Source organism: Nonomuraea spiralis (genome assembly GCF_014648435.1).
Taxonomy (GTDB): domain Bacteria; phylum Actinomycetota; class Actinomycetes; order Streptosporangiales; family Streptosporangiaceae; genus Nonomuraea; species Nonomuraea spiralis.
In genome coordinates this window covers 288,155-303,792 of sequence record NZ_BMRC01000010.1, presented here as the reverse complement: position 1 = coordinate 303,792, position 15,638 = coordinate 288,155, and the positions used below count along the sequence as shown (strand labels likewise).

General features: G+C 72.0%; 14 protein-coding genes. 7 read left to right on the top strand and 7 right to left on the bottom strand.

The genetic code is table 11. From position 1 onward, the window contains the following. Nucleotides 1-283 precede the first annotated feature (283 nt). Genes IEZ27_RS25905 through IEZ27_RS25885 form a run of 5 tightly spaced genes read left to right on the top strand, consistent with a single transcriptional unit; the run spans nt 284 to nt 4,943 of the window. Nucleotides 284-1,303, top strand: coding sequence for an ABC transporter substrate-binding protein (locus tag IEZ27_RS25905; protein ID WP_189649609.1), 1,020 nt, complete (start codon nt 284-286; stop codon nt 1,301-1,303). After that, nucleotides 1,300-2,136, top strand: a complete 837-nt coding sequence (locus IEZ27_RS25900) for an ABC transporter ATP-binding protein (RefSeq protein ID WP_125632992.1) — start codon at nt 1,300-1,302, stop codon at nt 2,134-2,136. Before IEZ27_RS25905 ends, IEZ27_RS25900 begins: the two co-directional genes overlap by 4 nt. Then, entirely contained in the window at nt 2,129-3,091 is a 963-nt protein-coding gene (locus tag IEZ27_RS25895; RefSeq protein WP_229824325.1) for an ABC transporter permease, read from the top strand. The genes IEZ27_RS25900 and IEZ27_RS25895 overlap by 8 nt, the downstream gene beginning before the upstream one ends. After that, nucleotides 3,088-4,419, top strand: coding sequence for an LLM class flavin-dependent oxidoreductase (locus IEZ27_RS25890; RefSeq protein WP_229824324.1), 1,332 nt, complete (start codon nt 3,088-3,090; stop codon nt 4,417-4,419). Before IEZ27_RS25895 ends, IEZ27_RS25890 begins: the two co-directional genes overlap by 4 nt. Beyond that, entirely contained in the window at nt 4,416-4,943 is a 528-nt protein-coding gene (locus tag IEZ27_RS25885; RefSeq protein ID WP_189649608.1) for an NADPH-dependent FMN reductase, read from the top strand. Before IEZ27_RS25890 ends, IEZ27_RS25885 begins: the two co-directional genes overlap by 4 nt. 69 nt (nt 4,944-5,012) lie before the next feature. Here IEZ27_RS25885 and IEZ27_RS25880 read toward each other — a convergent pair whose 3' ends face one another. The 3 genes from IEZ27_RS25880 to sigJ all read right to left on the bottom strand — a co-directional run bounded on the left by IEZ27_RS25880 (nt 5,013) and on the right by sigJ (nt 8,947). Further along, nucleotides 5,013-6,980 carry a glycosyl hydrolase family 28-related protein gene (locus IEZ27_RS25880; RefSeq protein ID WP_229824323.1) on the bottom strand — a complete coding sequence of 656 codons (1,968 nt, stop codon included), beginning with the start codon at nt 6,978-6,980 and terminating at the stop codon, nt 5,013-5,015. A 193-nt stretch (nt 6,981-7,173) separates the two neighbouring features. Beyond that, the gene (locus IEZ27_RS25875) at nt 7,174-7,953 is read right to left on the bottom strand and encodes a CPBP family intramembrane glutamic endopeptidase (protein WP_189649606.1); all 780 of its coding nucleotides are present in this window, start codon (nt 7,951-7,953) and stop codon (nt 7,174-7,176) included. A gap of 91 nt (nt 7,954-8,044) precedes the next feature. Then, entirely contained in the window at nt 8,045-8,947 is a 903-nt protein-coding gene (gene sigJ / locus IEZ27_RS25870) for an RNA polymerase sigma factor SigJ (protein WP_189649605.1), read from the bottom strand. A 154-nt stretch (nt 8,948-9,101) separates the two neighbouring features. On the opposite strand from sigJ, the gene IEZ27_RS25865 reads away from it, so the two are divergent. After that, nucleotides 9,102-9,734, top strand: a complete 633-nt coding sequence (locus IEZ27_RS25865) for an LUD domain-containing protein (protein ID WP_189649604.1) — start codon at nt 9,102-9,104, stop codon at nt 9,732-9,734. Between the two features lie 57 nt (nt 9,735-9,791). After that, entirely contained in the window at nt 9,792-10,661 is an 870-nt protein-coding gene (locus IEZ27_RS25860) for an NAD(P)H-binding protein (RefSeq protein WP_189649603.1), read from the top strand. 57 nt (nt 10,662-10,718) lie between these two features. On the opposite strand, the gene IEZ27_RS25855 is transcribed toward IEZ27_RS25860, so the two are convergent. The 4 genes from IEZ27_RS25855 to IEZ27_RS25840 all read right to left on the bottom strand — a co-directional run bounded on the left by IEZ27_RS25855 (nt 10,719) and on the right by IEZ27_RS25840 (nt 15,523). Further along, nucleotides 10,719-11,051 (bottom strand): putative quinol monooxygenase, encoded by a 333-nt coding sequence (locus IEZ27_RS25855; protein ID WP_189649602.1) that lies wholly within the window; start codon nt 11,049-11,051, stop codon nt 10,719-10,721. A 111-nt stretch (nt 11,052-11,162) separates the two neighbouring features. After that, a complete protein-coding gene (locus IEZ27_RS25850; protein ID WP_221762080.1) occupies nt 11,163-11,789 on the bottom strand; it encodes a superoxide dismutase family protein in 627 nt (208 codons plus the stop codon). A 118-nt stretch (nt 11,790-11,907) separates the two neighbouring features. After that, nucleotides 11,908-14,115 carry a transglycosylase domain-containing protein gene (locus IEZ27_RS25845; protein WP_189649601.1) on the bottom strand — a complete coding sequence of 736 codons (2,208 nt, stop codon included), beginning with the start codon at nt 14,113-14,115 and terminating at the stop codon, nt 11,908-11,910. 166 nt (nt 14,116-14,281) lie between these two features. Then, nucleotides 14,282-15,523 (bottom strand): SRPBCC family protein, encoded by a 1,242-nt coding sequence (locus IEZ27_RS25840; protein WP_189649600.1) that lies wholly within the window; start codon nt 15,521-15,523, stop codon nt 14,282-14,284. Nucleotides 15,524-15,638 lie beyond the last annotated feature (115 nt).

Sequence of the window (15,638 nt, the reverse complement as noted above, 5' to 3'; positions counted from 1 at the left end):
GAGTTCGTTCGTCCGCGGACCGGATTCCCCCGAACGAAGATCGCCAAACCGGGGATGCGGTGGGGTCCGTTTCCGGAAGTGGCACGTGGCTTTTCATGTAAATCCAGTAGGGAATGTTGACTTAGCTTCACGGGTTCCGTAGCTTCGTACGCATGAGCCAGGGCCTCTACCTGACCCGGCGCCCGCACGTGGACTTCGGCCACGTCGCCAGCGCGCAGTGTCGCTGATCACGCACCTCCGGCAGCCCCCGACCCCTGCGCAGTTCTCCCCAGAGGAACTTCTCGTGATCAACATCAGACATGCACTCCTCGCCGTGCTGCTCGCGACCGTGACCGTCGGCTGTGGCGCGGCCGAGGGTTCGGCGAAACCCGGCGGACCGGAGGTGAAGGAGCTCCGCTACCAGGGCAGCGCGGGCAACGTCACCTTCCCCGAACTGGCCGCGGAGCTCGGCTACCTCGGCGACCTCAAGCTCAAGTGGGTGGGCAACACCACCTCCGGGCCGCAGGACATCCAGTCCGCGGCCACCGGCCAGACCGACTTCGGCGGCGCCTTCGACGGCGCCGTCATCAAGCTCAAGGCGGCCAAGGCGCCGATCAAGGCGGTGATCGGCTACTACGGCTCGGACGAGAAGTCGTTCAGCGGCTACTACGTCAAGGACGACAGCCCCATCAGGACCGCCCGCGACCTCATCGGCAAGAAGATCGGCGTCAACACCCTCGGCGCGCACCACGAGGCCGTCATCAAGGAGTACCTCAAGCGCCAGGGGCTGACCCCGGCCGAGATCGAGCAGGTCCAGCTCGTGGTGATCCCGCCGGTCAACACCGAGCAGGCCCTGCGCCAGGGACAGCTCGACGTCGGCACGCTCGGCGGCGTGCTCAAGGACAAGGCGCTCGAACGCGGCGGGCTGCGTCCCCTGTTCACCGACGTCGAGTTGTTCGGCCCGTTCACGGCCGGGTCCGTCGTGCTGCGCGAGGACTTCATCGCCGCGAACCCCGCCACCGTCAAGACCTTCGTCACCGGCTTCGCCAAGGCCATCGAATGGGCCCAGACCCACCCGCGTACGGAGGTCGTCGCCAAGTTCGAGCAGATCATCGCCAAGCGCGGGCGCAACGAGAGCACCGACACGGTGAAGCTCTGGAAGAGCACCGGCATCGCGGGCAAGGGCGGCGTGATCGACAGCCGGGAGTTCCAGCGGTGGATCGACTGGCTCCAGCGCGAGGGCGAGATCCGCCCCGGCCAGGTCAAGGCGAGCGACGTCTACACCAACGAGTTCAACCCCTACGCGAACGGGAACGGGTCATGACCGCCACGATCAGCGAGACCGGCGTCCGTACCAAGATCGGCATCCGGAACGTCGGCAAGGAGTTCCGGGTCAGGGACGCGGACGAGCCGTTCACCGCCCTGTCCGGGATCGACCTCGACGTCCGGGAAGGGGAGTTCCTCACGCTGGTCGGGCCGAGCGGGTGCGGCAAGTCCACGCTCCTCGACCTGGTCGCCGGGCTGACCGAGCCGACGTCGGGCGAGATCGTGGTCAACGGCGTGCCCGTCACCGGGCCCGGCCTCGACCGGGGGGTCGTCTTCCAGCAGTACGCGCTGTTCCCGTGGCGTACCGCCCTGGCCAACGTGGCGTTCGGGCTGGAGGCCAAGGGCGTGGGCAAGGCCGAGCGTACGGAACGGGCGCGGCGGCACCTGGAGCTGGTCGGCCTGTCCGGCTTCGAGGACCGTTACCCGCACGAGTTGTCGGGCGGCATGCGCCAGCGTGTCGCCATCGCCCGCAGCCTGGCCTTCGACCCCGACGTCCTGCTGATGGACGAGCCGTTCGCGGCGCTCGACGCGCAGACCCGCGAGTCGCTCCAGGAGGAGCTGCTGCGCATCTGGCAGCACACCCGCAAGACCGTCATCTTCATCACGCACGGCATCGACGAGGCCGTCTACCTGGGGCAGCGGGTCGCCGTCATGACCTCCAGGCCCGGCCGGATCAAGGAGATCACCGAGGTGGAGTTCGACTCGCGCGAGGGCGACCTGCGGGCCGACCCGCGCTTCGGGGAGTACCGGCACCACGTGTGGGGGCTGCTGCGCGACGAGGTCGCCGCGGCGCAGGTGCAGGAGCGGAAGGCGGCGATCCGGCATGACTGACGCGCGCGCCGACGAGCGGACGCGGCCCGAGGGCGACGTCCACTGGTACGACCTGCCCGACGACGAGGCCGAGCCCGGCTCCGGCGAGCCCACCCCGGCCCGCCCCGCGGCCCCGGCCGCCCCCGTCGCCCCCGCTGTGGGGGAGAACCGGAACGCCGGCGCGGCGAGCCGGAGCCCCGGCGCGACCGGGCGGCGGGTCGGGGACGCGGCCCGGCGGGTGGTGCGGAACTCGGCCGCCATCCTGCTGCTCCTGGCCGCCTGGGAGGCGCTGCCCCGCCTCGGCGTGGTGGACCCCGTGTTCGTGCCCCCGCTCTCCGAGAGCCTCGCCGCGGGCGTGGACCTGCTGATCGCCGGCCAGCTCCCCGAGCACCTGGAGGCGTCGCTGGTGCGCTCGCTGTCCGGGTTCGGGCTGGCGATCGTGCTGGCCATCCCGCTCGGGCTGCTGATCGGCTGGTACAAGCCGGTCGCCGACTTCCTCACCCCGCTGCTGGAGGTCTTCCGCAACACCTCCGCGGTCGCGCTGCTGCCGGTCTTCACGCTCATCCTCGGCATCGGCGAGACGACGAAGGTGACGTTCGTCCTGTACGCCTGCTCCTGGCCCATCCTGCTCAACACGATCAGCGGCGTGAAGACCGTCGAGCCCCTGCTGATCAAGTCGGCCCGGTCGATGGGCCTCGGCCCGGTACGCCTGTTCCAGAAGGTGATCCTCCCGGCCGCCGTGCCCACCATCTTCACCGGCGTGCGCCTGGCCGGCGCGTACTCGATCCTGGTCCTGCTGTTCGCCGAGATGGTCGGCGCCAAGGCCGGGCTCGGCTACCTCATCCTCGACGCCCAGTCCAGCTTCCGCATCCCCGACATGTACGCCGGCATCATCACGATCTCCGTGGTCGGCCTGCTGTTCAACCTGCTCCTGATCGGCGTCGAGCGCCGCTTCTCCACCTGGAGGACCACGTGACGAGAAAGCTCCACCTGAACGCCTTCCTCATGGGCGTCGGCCATCACGAGGCGGCCTGGCGGCATCCGCGCACCGAGCCGAGCCGCCTGACCGACGTCCGCCACTACCAGGAGCTGGCCAGGATCGCCGAGCGCGGCAAGCTCGACTCGCTCTTCCTGGCCGACGGCGTGGCCCTGCAGGGCAACGTCCGGCACAACGCGCTCGGCGGCCTCGAACCGCTCACGCTGCTGGCCGCCCTCGCCTCGGTGACCGACCACATAGGCCTGATCGCGACCGTGTCCACGACGTACAACGAGCCCTTCCACGTGGCGCGCAAGTTCGCCTCCCTCGACCACATCAGCGGCGGCCGGGCCGGCTGGAACATCGTCACCTCCGCCAGCGAGGCCGAGGCGCTCAACTTCGGCGTCGAACGCCCCGCGCACGCCGCCCGCTACGCCAGGGCCGACGAGTTCCTGGACGTCGTCGGCAAGCTCTGGGACAGCTGGGAGGACGACGCCATCCTGGGCGACCGCGCGGGCGGCCTGTACGCCGACACCGGCAAGATCCACCCCATCGAGCACGCGGGCCACCACTTCGCCGTCAGGGGCCCGCTGAACACCTCGCGCTCGCCGCAGGGCCGTCCGCTGCTGGTCCAGGCCGGGTCGTCGGAGGACGGCAAGGAGTTCGCCGCCCGGCACGCCGAGGCCGTCTTCACCGCCCAGCAGACGCTGGAGGAGGGCCAGGAGTTCTACACCGACATCAAGCGGCGGCTGGCCGCCCACGGCAGGCAGCCCGGCGACGTGCTCGTCCTGCCCGGCATCTCGCCGATCATCGGCTCGACCGAACGGGAGGCGCTGCACCTGGAGAAGGAGCTCGAAGACCTGATCATCCCCGCGTACGGCCTGGCCCAGCTCTCCCACATGACCGGCATCGAGCTGAGCGAGGACGACCTCGACCGGCCGCTGCCCGACGTGCCCACGGAGACCGAGGGCGCGCAGAGCCGGCGCAAGCTCGTCATCGACCTGGCCAGGCGGGAGCGCCTGACGGTCAGGCAACTGCTCAACCGCCTGGCCGGCGGACGCGGCCACCGGGTGGTCGCCGGCACGCCCGAGCAGATCGCCGACCAGCTCCAGGAGTGGTTCTTCACCGGGGCCGCCGACGGCTTCAACATCATGCCGCCGCTGCTCCCGTTGGGGTTGTCCGACTTCGTCGACCACGTCGTGCCGGAGCTGCAGATCAGGGGCCTGTTCCGGTACGAGTACGAGGGCCGTACCCTCCGCGACAACTACGGCCTGACCCGGCCCGCCTCCCGCTACGCGGCCAGGCTGGAAGCGGCGGTGGCCGGATGAGCGTCGTCACGCTAGTCGGCAACCCCCGCGAGGGCTCCAGGACGAGAAGCGTGGCCGTCGAGGCCGCCGAGGCCGTCGCGCGGCGGCTCGGCCTCCCGGGCGCGAACGACGTGGTCGACCTGTCGGCGCTCGGGCCGCACCTGCTCGCCCCGGGGCCCGTGCCCGGGGTCGAGGTGGCGCTGGAGCTGGTCGCCGAGGCGAGGGTGCTGGTCGTGGCCAGCCCCACCTACAAGGGCACCTACACCGGGCTGCTGAAGGCGTTCGTGGACCGGCTGCGGCCGGAGGCGCTGGCCGGGGTGGTGGCGCTGCCGCTGCTGGTCATGGGCGACGCGAAGCACACGCTGGCGGTCGAGGTGCACCTGCGGCCGTTGCTGGTCGAGCTGGGCGCGACCGTGCCGACACCCGGGCTCGCCGTACTGGAGTCCCAGCTTCCCGGGCTGGGGGAGATCCTGAACGGGTGGGCCGACCGGGTCGCGCCGCAGGTGGCCGCGGCGCTCGCCGTCGGGCAGCCGGCCACCGCGTAGAGCGGGCGGGGGCGCGGGGTCAACACCGGTCGCCGGACCGGAGCGCCCCCGCCGCCTGACGCGGGTGCCTCACCAGGGAGAAGGAGCCGGGGGCGGGGTGACCGGCGGGCGGTCGTCGCAGGTGAGCGTGTTGGGGAGGAGCCAGGGCGCCAGCCAGCCGTCGTTGCCGCCGCCGTCGGCCAGGGAGAACTCCGAGCCCGCCGGGGTGAAGTGGAAGGTGCCGCAGTTGTTGACCGGGACCGCGCCCACGTTGCGCGCGTCCACGTTCGCGAAGGTGGCCGAGCCGGCGGCGCGGGCGCTGAGCACCGAGGTGCCGGTGCCGTCCACCCTGATGTCCTCGAAGTGCAGGTTCTTGATGGAGTACAGGTCCTTGACCGGCCAGTCGGCGACCAGCATGACGGCGTTGTAGGTGTTGTCCAGGTAGTGGTCGCCGGTCACCCGGACGTCGGCGTCGATGTCGTGCTCCAGGGCGTAGAACCAGATCGCGCCGAGGCCGATGTTCCAGTTCAGCTCGTACGTGCCCGCCCGGACGGTGGTGTTGCCGGTGATGTCCAGGCGGCCCGCGAACGGCTCGGCGCCGAAGCGGGAGCCGACCTGGAGGGCGCTGCCCTCACGTACGGGGTCGGCGATCAGGTTGGCCGAGACGGTGTTGTCGGTGCCGCCGTAGAGGGCGATGCCGTTGGCCAGCACCGGCGTCTGCACGGTGTTGTGGTCGAACGTGTTGCGCGCGTTCGCCGTCTTCTCCGACCACATCGCCAGGCCGTCGTCGCCGGAGTTGCGGACGAAGGTGTCCGACACGACCGAGCCGGTGACGCCGGTGTGGAAGTTGAGCCCGTCGGCGATCTGGTCGGCGATCACGTTGCCGGTGACGCGGGTGCCGCTCATCGGGCCGCCGAACCATAGGCCGACCTTCGTGTGGTGGATGTAGAGGCCCTCGATCGTGGAGTCGCTCATCGCGCCGCCGATGCCGTTGACCTGGTCGGTGTCGATCCGCTCGCGTACGTCGCCCTCGATCGCGAACCCGGACAGGTGCACGTTCCCGCTGCCGCCGTCCTTCGCGTCCTTGCCGTAGAAGCCGACGCCGGTGTGGACCGAGCCGTCGGGCGCCGGGGTGTCCAGCGTGACCTGGCGGCCCTTGATGATCGTGTACCAGCTTCCCGCGCCGATGATCGTCACGTCGTCCACGACGATGTGCCGGTTCACCTGGTACGTGCCGGGCGGGACGTACACCTTCAGGTGGGCGCGCCGGGCGAAGGCGACGGCCCGGTCGAAGGCGGCCGAGGACTCCCGGCGGCCGGTCGGGTCGGCGCCGAAGGCCAGCACGTTCGCCGCGCGCGGCTCGATCCGCGGCGGGGCGACGAGCTCGGAGTCCAGCAGGTCGACGACCGTCCAGGCGGCGCCGGAACTCGCCGTGAGCCGGATCCGGTCACCCGCCCGGTACGTCCGGCCGAGCGGCAGGCGCTGCTCGTCGTAGAAGTGGCTGGGCCGGAACGGCTTGGCGATCGCCGGGGCCGGGGTGGTCGCGGCGGGCACGCAGGAGCACTCGGTGATCCACCAGTCGGGGTGCAGCAGGTCGGCGCCGGGGTCGTTGGTGAACGGGTACTGGTTGTAGAGCCACGAGTACTGCGAGGTCAGCGTCATGGTCGCGGTGCGCCTGCCGTTCACGGCCACGTCGAGCGGCGCGGTGATGCCGCCGCCCGAGGGCGCGTCGGGGATGCTGTAGCGCACGGTGATCGCGTTGGCCGCGGCCGGGAGCGTGAACTCGACGTGCTGCCCGGGTGTCAGCCTGACGGCCCGCCGCCCGGACGCCTCGGCGGGCAGCGTGTACGCGGAGCGGTCGGGGCCGATGACCGTGCCGTCCGTCGCGGCGTTCTCGGCCTCCTGCTCGGCGAAGCCGACGCGCGCGCCCCTGCCGGCCACCAGCGCCGGGTCGAGGGCGGCCCGCGTCACCACCGGCCGCGCTCCCGTGGCGGCGGCCTGGGCGGGGGCGGCGAGCGGCGCGAGGGGGAGGCCGAGAGCCGCGGCGAGCACCGCCACGACTCTCCTCGATGTGCTCGTGCGTGACATCGCAAGCTCGATTCTCTCGGGGGGTGAGGTGACAGTAGGACCCCACGACCCCGGGACACAAGGCTCGTGCGAAAGAGTTTCGTAACGTTGTTGTCGAGCTTCTCGTCTCTATCGGCTTCTTGCGTTAACTGCGCAAACGGCTTGCGTGGTTTGCGGGCCGGTGTCAGGGGAGCCAGCTCACCTTGCCGTGCAGCGCGGCGTACCCGGCGAAGGCCACCGCGTCGATCAGCGTGTGCGCGACCACCAGCGGCATCGCCCGCCCCCATCGCTGGTACAGCCGCCCGAACACCAGGCCCATCACCACATTCCCGACGAACCCCCCGAACCCCTGATACAGGTGGTACGACCCCCGCAACACCGCCGACACCGCCACCGCCCGCCACGGCCCCCAGCCCGCCTGGTCCAGCCGGTGCAGCAGGTAACCGGCGACCAGAACCTCCTCCAGCACCCCGTTCTGCACGGCGGCCAGCAGCAACACCGGCACCCGCCACCACACGTCCGGCAACTGCCCCGGCACCACCGTCAGGTTGACGCCGATCGCCTGGACCACCAGGTAGAAGGCCAGCCCCGAGCCGCCGATCGCCGCCGCGAGCAGCGCGCCGCGCAGCGTGTCGCGGCCCGGTTCGCGCAGGTCCACCCCGATCGTCCGCAACGACTCGCCCGACCGGACCAGCAGGTACGCCACCAGCGCCACCGGAGCCACCGAGATCGCGATGTCGACGAGCTGCAACGTCAGGTCCAGCCACGGCCGCCCCGGGGCCAGCGACCCGACGAGCACGGCCTGCTGCCCCTTCAGCTCCCGGGGCGCGGTCAGCGCGCCGATCAGCCGGACCAGCGAAAGCACCGCGCTGGCGCCGAGCGAGACCGACAGCACGACGAGGATCTCGGCTCTGATGAGCCTGGGGCCGAGGGCCGGAGCGGGGGCGAGTGACTGGGTGTGCATGGGCCGCAGGGTAGCCTCCCGCCGCTCCGATGCGGATAAAGGCCCCATTGTCGGCGGGTCCCGAGGGGGCGGCTGTGCTGCCGGACGTGCTTCAGGCCGTCGTCCAGTGGCGGAGTTTGTCGGGGTTGCGGATCACCCAGATGTGCTTGATCCGGTCGCCCGCCACCTCGAACGCGAACACCGTCACGACGGCGCCGCCCTGCTCGGCCACCAGACCGGGCTGGCCGTTGACCGTACGCTCCAGGAACGTCATGTCGTCGGGCCTGCGGCGGGCGATCTCCATCCAGGCGCGGGCGATCTGCTCACCGCCCTCGATGGGGTGCCGGAACGTGGTGGCGCGACCGCCGCCGTCGGCGACCGCCGTGGCGTCGGGATCGAGCAGCGCGATCAGCGCGCCGATGTCCTTGGCCTCCCACGCCTGCTTGAACTCCCTGACGACGACACCGCCGCCGCCGCCGACCGGCCGGGCCGTCGCGGTCGGGGAAGGCCGCGCGGCCCGTACGCGGCGGCGGGCCGAGGAGGCCAGCTGGCGGCAGGCCGCCGGGGTGCGGCCGACGATCTCGGCCACCTCGGCGAAGGAGTGGCAGAAGACGTCGTGCAGGACGAACGCGACACGTTCGGCCGGGGTCATCGACTCCAGCACGACCAGGAAAGCCATGTTGACCGACTCGTCCAGGGTGACCCGGTCGGCCGGGTCGGCGGCGGTGCCGTCGGGCAGCGGCTCGGGGATCCATTCGCCCACATAGGTCTCGCGCCGGGCCCGTGCCGAGCCGAGCAGGTTGAGGCAGACGCGGCTGGCGACCGTCGTCAGCCAGGCGCCGGGGGACCTGATGGCGTCCTGCTCCTGCCGGGACATGGCGTACCAGCGGGTGTAGGTCTCCTGCACGGCGTCCTCGGCCTCGGCCAGCGAGCCCAGCAGCCGGTAGGCGAGATTGGTCAGGTGACGCCGCTCGCTCATGATCGCGTCCAGGCTCGGGTCGGATCGGGTGGTCATGGCGGCCGTCGCTCCCTCTGTCGGGTTGTCCTCACCGGTACGACAGGACGGGACGCCGGAATGTGAGGCGGCGTACCGGCCTGACATTCCTCGGGGCCGCGTTGTCGAACCGCTGAGACCAGCACATCATCCAGCGAACAGGGAGCTCTCAGACATGACGACCACCTTGATTCCGGAGACCACGTTCGCCGACGCGGCGACCGCCGAGCGTCTGGAACGGGCGGCGGCGGCGCTGACCGCGCACGGCTTCACCGTCGAGATCCTCGATGACGCCGCCGCCGCGCGTGTCCGCGTCCAGGAGCTCATCCCCGACGGCGCCAGCGTGTTCACCGGGGCCAGCGAGACCCTCCGCCTGTCCGGCATCGACGCCGACATCAACACCGGCGGCCGGTACGACGCCGTCAAACCGCGCACCCTGGCCATGGACCGCGCCACCCGGGCGGAGGAGATCCGGCGGCTGCGGGCCAGCCCCGACGTCGTCGTGGGCAGCGTCCACGCGGTCACCGAGACCGGTTCCCTCGTGGTCGCCTCGGGCAGCGGAAGCCAGCTTCCCAGCTACGCGGGTGGCGCCGCGCGCGCGATCTGGATCGTCGGGGCGCAGAAGGTGGTGCCCGACCTGAGCACCGCGCTGCGTCGCGTCGAGGACCACTGCCTGCCGCTGGAGAACGCCCGTACGCAGGAGGTCCACGGCTGGCCCAGTGCCGTCAACCGCCTGCTCGTCCTCAACGCGGAATACCAGCCCGGACGCGGCACCGTGCTGCTCCTCCGCGAGGCCATCGGGTTCTGAACGCCCGCCGGGCGGTCCGGATGTCACACTTCGCGCCCCGCGGCTCTCTCAGGGGGCATGAACGACAACATCCTCATCACCGGCGCCACCGGCGCCCTCGGACGTCCGCTGGTCGAGCTGCTCACCGCCCAAGGGGCCAAGGTACGTGCCATCACCCGGTCCGCGGCCGGGGTGCGCCTGCCCGCCGGGGCCGAGGCCGTCGAGGGCGACCCGGCCCGTCCCGAGACCCTGGCCGAGCACTTGGACGGCGTCACCGCCGTGTTCCTGCACCCGCGCGCCATCGGCGACGCCGCGCCCGCCCTGCTCGCCCGCGCCGCCGAGCGCGGGGCGCGCCGGGTGGTCGCCCTGTCCGCGATGAACGCCGACGACCCCCTCGACGAGCAGCCCTCCCGCTTCCGCGGCGACCGGAACGCGGAGGCCGAGGCCGCCGCCATGGCCGGCGGCCTGGAGTGGACCAGTCTGCGCGCCGCCTCCTTCGCCGGGAACGCCCTCCAGGCGTGGGCCCCGCAGATCCGCGCCGGCGACGTCGTCCGGTACATCTACGCCGGCTTCCAGGAGGTGCCGATCGACGAGCGGGACCTGGTCGAGATCGCGGCCAGGGCGCTGCTCGGCGGGCATGCCGGGCGCCGGCTCGAACTGACCGGGCCCGAGTCGCTGACCCACGCCCGGATGGTGGCCGTGATCGGCGAGGCGATCGGCCGCCCGCTGCGCTTCGAGGAGATCCCGCCGGAGGCGGCGGGGCGGCACATGGTCGCGGGCGGCCTGCCCGAGCCGTTCGTCCGCGCCCTGCTGGCCAGGTACGCGCGCCATGCCGAGCACCCGCAGCACCCGGTCACCGGGGACGCGGCCACGGTGCTCGGCCGTCCGCCCCGCACCTTCGCCGCCTGGGCCACCGCCCACGCCGCGGCCTTCCGCCCCCACCTCTGAGCCCCCGTGACCGCCGTCCGGCGCTGGACCCCGCGCTGGTGGTACGGGTGTGAACGGTCAGCCCCGCTCGGGGACGGCCAGCTCGCCGAGCAGCGACCAGTCGTCCTGCGGGACGGTCGCGTTCACGATCCGCGGCGTCTCGGCCAGGTAGCCGGGCAACACCTGCTGGGCCTGCTTGAAGTGCGCCGAGTTCACGTGCGCGGCCCCGGCGTCGCCGTCGCGGAACGCCTCGACCAGGACGTACTCGGCCGGGTCGTCGAGGCTGCGCGACCAGTCGAACCACAGGCAGCCCGGCTCGGCGCGGGTGGCCTCGGTGAACTCGGCGGAGAGCTCCGGCCAGCGGCCGGCGTACTCGGGCAGGACGCGGAACTTCGCGGTGATGAAGATCATGACGGTGACTCCCACGGTCGGCGGCGTTACGGCACGAGACTAGCCGCACCCCGCCGCCCGGCCGTGGCGGCCCTCACGCGCGTCGCGCCGTCCGGGGAGCCCGCCGTTCCGTCATTTGATCACGCCGCAGGCGGTACGGCCGCCCGCGTCGCCCGTCCTGAGCGTGGCCTCGTCCGGGCCGGAGGGGGCGTAGCGGGTGGGGATGTTGGCCAGGTTGTCGGGGAGCGCGTGCACGACGACCGCGCTGCCGTCGGCGTCGGTCAGCTCGCGCAGCCCGAACCGGTCGGTGACGACCGACACCGCGCCCGACCCGTCCTTGCCGACCAGCAGCGGCGGCAGGTCGCCCGCGTGCCCGGCGTGGGTGCCGCCGGCCAGGTCGAAGTGGCCTCCGGCGGTGAAGAAGGGGGAGACCTGGCCGGTCGCGGGATCGACGGCCTTGGGGTCGCAGACGCCCGTCGTGTGGATGTGGAAGCCGTGGAAGCCGGGCGTCAGGCCCTTGACCGAGACCGAGACGCGCGCCGTACCGAACCCCTCGCGCAGGATGCTGAGCCGCCCGACGGCGACGCCGCGGGTGTCCCGGATGACCACCGGGCGCGGGTCGCCCTGCCGCGACGCGGTGGCGTCGGCGACCGCGCCCGCGCCGATGGTGGCGACCCCGGCGGCGAGCGCGAGGCAGAGTGCCAGGTGTGTCCGGCTGAGCGCCGGGCGCATCCGGTCGAACGTCCGTGCCTTGGGCATGGCGAACCGTCCCTCGATGAGGCGGAGATGTGCGGACTCATCGAGGGTATGGGCCGGGTACGCCGCCTGTCGTATAGCTCTTGATCCCCCGGTCGGGGTTATGGGACCGGGCCGGGGGTCACCTCATTCGCCCCGCCCCGCCCGCCTCCCCGGCGTCGTCCAGGTCCAGGCCCAGGTCCAGGTCCTCGTCCTGGCCGGGGAACGCCTGGTCGGGGTCAGGGAGGACGCGGTCCGGGTCCTGCGTGGGGCGGTCGGGGGCGCAGTCGGCGTCGCAACCGCCGAACCGGTCGGTGTCGAGCGGTGTGAACGCCCTGGCGGGCACGCCCTTCAGCGCCGCCGTCATCGTGTCCTTCCAGATCGGCCCCGGCAGCGAGGCCCCGGCGACGTAGGGGAAGTACCGGCCGCCGATCGTGGTGCCGACCAGCTTGTGCCGCTGCGACCCGCGCGGGTCGCCGATGCTGACGGCCCCCGCCAGATCCGGGGTGAACCCGGCGAACCAGGCGGAGGCGTACTTGTCGGTGGTGCCGGTCTTGCCCGCCGCCGGGCGTCCGATGCCGCCGACCGAGCGCATCGTGCCCTTGGTGAACACCCCTTGCAGGACGTGCGCGGTCGCGTCGGCGACCCCCGGGTCCAGCGCCTGGCGGCACGACGGCCGGTACGAGGTCGTCCGGCCGGTGGCGGCGTCGGTGATCTTGGTGATCGCCGTCGGCTCGCAGTACCTGCCCCGCGCGGCGATGGCGGCGTACGCGTTGGCCACGGTCACCGGGTCGGTCTCGTTGATGCCGAGCGTGAACGTCTCGAACTCCTGCAACTTGTTCCCGTCGGCCCGGACGATGCCCAGCGACTTGGCCGTCTCCACCGTCGGGCACAACCCCACCCGCTCCTGAAGGGCCATGAAGAAGGTGTTCACCGAGCCCCACGTGCCGGTGCGCAGCGTCTTGAAGCCGGGCGAGCCCTCGTCGTTGGTGACCGTCCAGGACGGGTCGCCGATGTTCTCCTTGCGGCAGTTCTTGAAGGAGGCGGTGGAGGGGGCGTTGTAACCGTTGCCCACGTTGATGCCGTCGTCCACCTTCATGCCCTGCTTGAGAGCGGTGACCAGCGTGAACGTCTTGAACGTCGAGCCCGCCTGGAAGCCGATCAGCCCGCCGTGCCGCATGTCGGCCACCGCGTTGAAGGAGATCTGCTTCTTCCTGGCGGAGGAGCCGTAGGCGCGGCTGGCGGCCATGGCCCTGATCGCGCCGGTGCCGGGCTGGACCAGGGCCTCGGCGGCCAGGGCGTTGTCCGTGGCGTTCACGTGCTTCTTGATGGCCTGCTCGGCGGCGGCCTGGGCCTTCGGGTCCAGCGTGGTGTAGATCTTCAGGCCGCCCTGGGCGAAGGCCCGTTCCCTGGCCCGCTGCGTACGGCCGAAGGCCGGGTCGCCGAGCAGCTCGTGCCGGACGTACTCGCAGAAGTACGGATAGGAGCTGTCGCCGCAGCCGTTGGGCTGCCGGACGTCACGGAAGCCCAGCTTCTTCGCCTTGGCCGTGGCCGCCTGCTGCGGTGTGATCCGGCCCAGCTCCGCCATCCGGTCGAGCACCACGTTGCGCCGGGTGAGCAGCAGCGCGCGCGCCTTCTTCCCGCGGCTCGGGTCGGTCGTGTTCGGATCCTGCACGGCGCCCGCCAGCGTGGCGGCCTGGGCCAGGTCGAGCTTGGCCGCCGGGATGCCGAAGAAGCGCCTGGCCGCCGCCTGCACGCCGTTGGCCCCCGCCCCGAAGTAGGCGATGTTGAGGTAGCGGCGCAGGATCTCGTCCTTGCCGTACTTCTGCTCGACGCCCATCGCGTACCGCAGTTCCTTGAGCTTGCGGGCGTAGCTGGCCTCCAGGGCCCGGTTCTTGTCCTGTTCGCTGTCGGCCGCGTTGAGCAGCACCTGCTTGACGTACTGCTGGGTGATGCTCGAACCGCCCTGGCTGAGCCGGTTGGAGGTGAAGTTCGTGACCAGGGCGCGCAGCGTGCCCTCCACGTCGATCGGGCCGTGCTCGTAGAACCGGTCGTCCTCGATCGCGACGATCGCCGCCCGCATCACGCCGGCGATCTGGTCCAGCCGGACGACCTCGCGGTTCTGGTCGTAGAACCGGGCGATCACGTTGCCCTCGGCGTCGTACACCGTGGAGGTCTGCGAGAGTGGCGGCTCCTCCAGCACCATCGGCTTGAGGTTCAGCTCCTCGGTGGCGGAGACGACCAGTGTGCCGGTACCGCCGACGGCGGGCAGCGTGATCGCCGCGGCCAGCAGTCCGGCCGACACCGCGGCGACCGTCAGCCGGGCGATGTTCGACAAGCGGTTGGGCATGCGGGGGCACCTCCGGGCGGAAATATGGACAAGCCCGGACATGACAGCACACGACGAAAGGCGATGTCCAAGACCGATATCGATCCGTCTGTGATATCGAATCGGATATCGTCCCAGCGTGCGGGCCACGCGCGAGCGGGTCGCGCGTGGCGGCGCCCCCCGGCGGTCAGAGCAGGGTCGGCGCGACCGGCCGCACCTGGTTCTCGATGTGCTCCTTCAGCCGCATCAGGTCCTGGCGCAGCTTGCGCGCGGGATGCGCGCCGAGCAGGCCGGCGATGGCGTGCCCGGCAGCCCCGGCAATGGGGTTGTAGCACAGATGGACCTGGACACGCGTCCTGCCGTCGGCCTGGGCGTCCACGCGCAGCACGCCGGTGTGGGCGATGAGCTCGCCCTCCGTGGACTTCCACGCGATCTCCGCGCCCTCCTCCCGCTTGGTCTCGGTGGCGGTGAACCGGATCCGCGTCCCGGCCGGGCCCCTGATCACCCAGTGGGAACGCAGTTCGTCGGCCGACAGCCGCACCTCCTCCACGTCCGGCATGAAGCGCGGGAACAGCGAGTAGTCGCTCACCATCGGCCACACGGCCTCCAGCGGCGCGGCGATCGAGACGGCGGCGTTGACGTGGATCGCCTCGCGGCCGGCGTTGACGCCGGTGAGGCGGCGCAGCGGCAGGTTCGTCGCCGCGCGGACGGCCAGCGCGGACGCCGCGCAGCGGGACAGCCAGGACAGCGGCCTCGGCAGCCCCTTGGTCATCGCCCAGATCGAGGCCGCGGCCCCGCCCGCGAGCAGCCGGGTCGTGGGCGACCAGCGCTGCTGCATCAGCTCGGGCACCGCCCTGCGCCGCCGCCCCTGGCCCTGCAGCCGGGGCACGGCGGATCCGTCCTGGTGCACGTGCCAGTTGGTCTCCACGTGCCTGACGCCCGGGATGCGGCGCACCTTCTGGCGGGCGCGCTCGTCCTCGCCGGCCAGCACGTCGCCGGTGAGCGTCACGACGCGCTCGTGCACGTCCACCTCCACCGCGTGCGGGTGGCTGATGTGGCGGCCCAGCTCGGCGCGTACGCGCTCGTGCAGGACGCGGTCGTCGGCCGAGCCGCCGGTCAGGCGGTACCTGGCCGCCGCGGCCGACCCGCGGCCCCGGTTGGACAGGTCGCGGCCGAGCACGCCCAGGCCGTCGCGCACCTCGTGCGTCGCGTGCGACCCCTTGTCGCGTACGCGGGCGCGGCGCGTGCGCCCCCGGTCCGGATCCAGCAGGTACGTCACCACGGCCCCGACGCAGGCGCCGGCCACCGCCGCGACGACCGGGTGCGACCGCCTTCGCCGCTCGGCCCGGACGAGCTGGAAACGGCGTGGAGCCGGTTGCCGCAGTTCTCCGTTGATGGGGTTGATCCCCCGAAAAGCAGTCGTGCGCATGACCATAATCCCCCTCGCTCGCACTTCCCGCTGGCCGTGGGCTACCCCGCAGGTCGCGACGCTAACGGGCGTCCGTCAGGAGGCGTGACCGCCCCCGATATCGGGCAGATGGCCA

What these genes read in the sequence shown, in the direction of transcription:
- IEZ27_RS25900 (WP_125632992.1), top strand. Translation starts at nt 1,300, where the DNA reads ATGACCGCCACGATCAGCGAGACCGGCGTCCGTACCAAGATCGGCATC.
- IEZ27_RS25895 (WP_229824325.1), top strand. Translation starts at nt 2,129, where the DNA reads ATGACTGACGCGCGCGCCGACGAGCGGACGCGGCCCGAGGGCGACGTC.
- IEZ27_RS25885 (WP_189649608.1), top strand. Translation starts at nt 4,416, where the DNA reads ATGAGCGTCGTCACGCTAGTCGGCAACCCCCGCGAGGGCTCCAGGACG.
- IEZ27_RS25875 (WP_189649606.1), bottom strand. Translation starts at nt 7,953, where the DNA reads ATGCACACCCAGTCACTCGCCCCCGCTCCGGCCCTCGGCCCCAGGCTC.
- sigJ (WP_189649605.1), bottom strand. Translation starts at nt 8,947, where the DNA reads ATGACCACCCGATCCGACCCGAGCCTGGACGCGATCATGAGCGAGCGG.
- IEZ27_RS25865 (WP_189649604.1), top strand. Translation starts at nt 9,102, where the DNA reads ATGACGACCACCTTGATTCCGGAGACCACGTTCGCCGACGCGGCGACC.
- IEZ27_RS25860 (WP_189649603.1), top strand. Translation starts at nt 9,792, where the DNA reads ATGAACGACAACATCCTCATCACCGGCGCCACCGGCGCCCTCGGACGT.
- IEZ27_RS25855 (WP_189649602.1), bottom strand. Translation starts at nt 11,051, where the DNA reads ATGATCTTCATCACCGCGAAGTTCCGCGTCCTGCCCGAGTACGCCGGC.
- IEZ27_RS25850 (WP_221762080.1), bottom strand. Translation starts at nt 11,789, where the DNA reads ATGCCCAAGGCACGGACGTTCGACCGGATGCGCCCGGCGCTCAGCCGG.
- IEZ27_RS25845 (WP_189649601.1), bottom strand. Translation starts at nt 14,115, where the DNA reads ATGCCCAACCGCTTGTCGAACATCGCCCGGCTGACGGTCGCCGCGGTG.
- IEZ27_RS25840 (WP_189649600.1), bottom strand. Translation starts at nt 15,523, where the DNA reads ATGCGCACGACTGCTTTTCGGGGGATCAACCCCATCAACGGAGAACTG.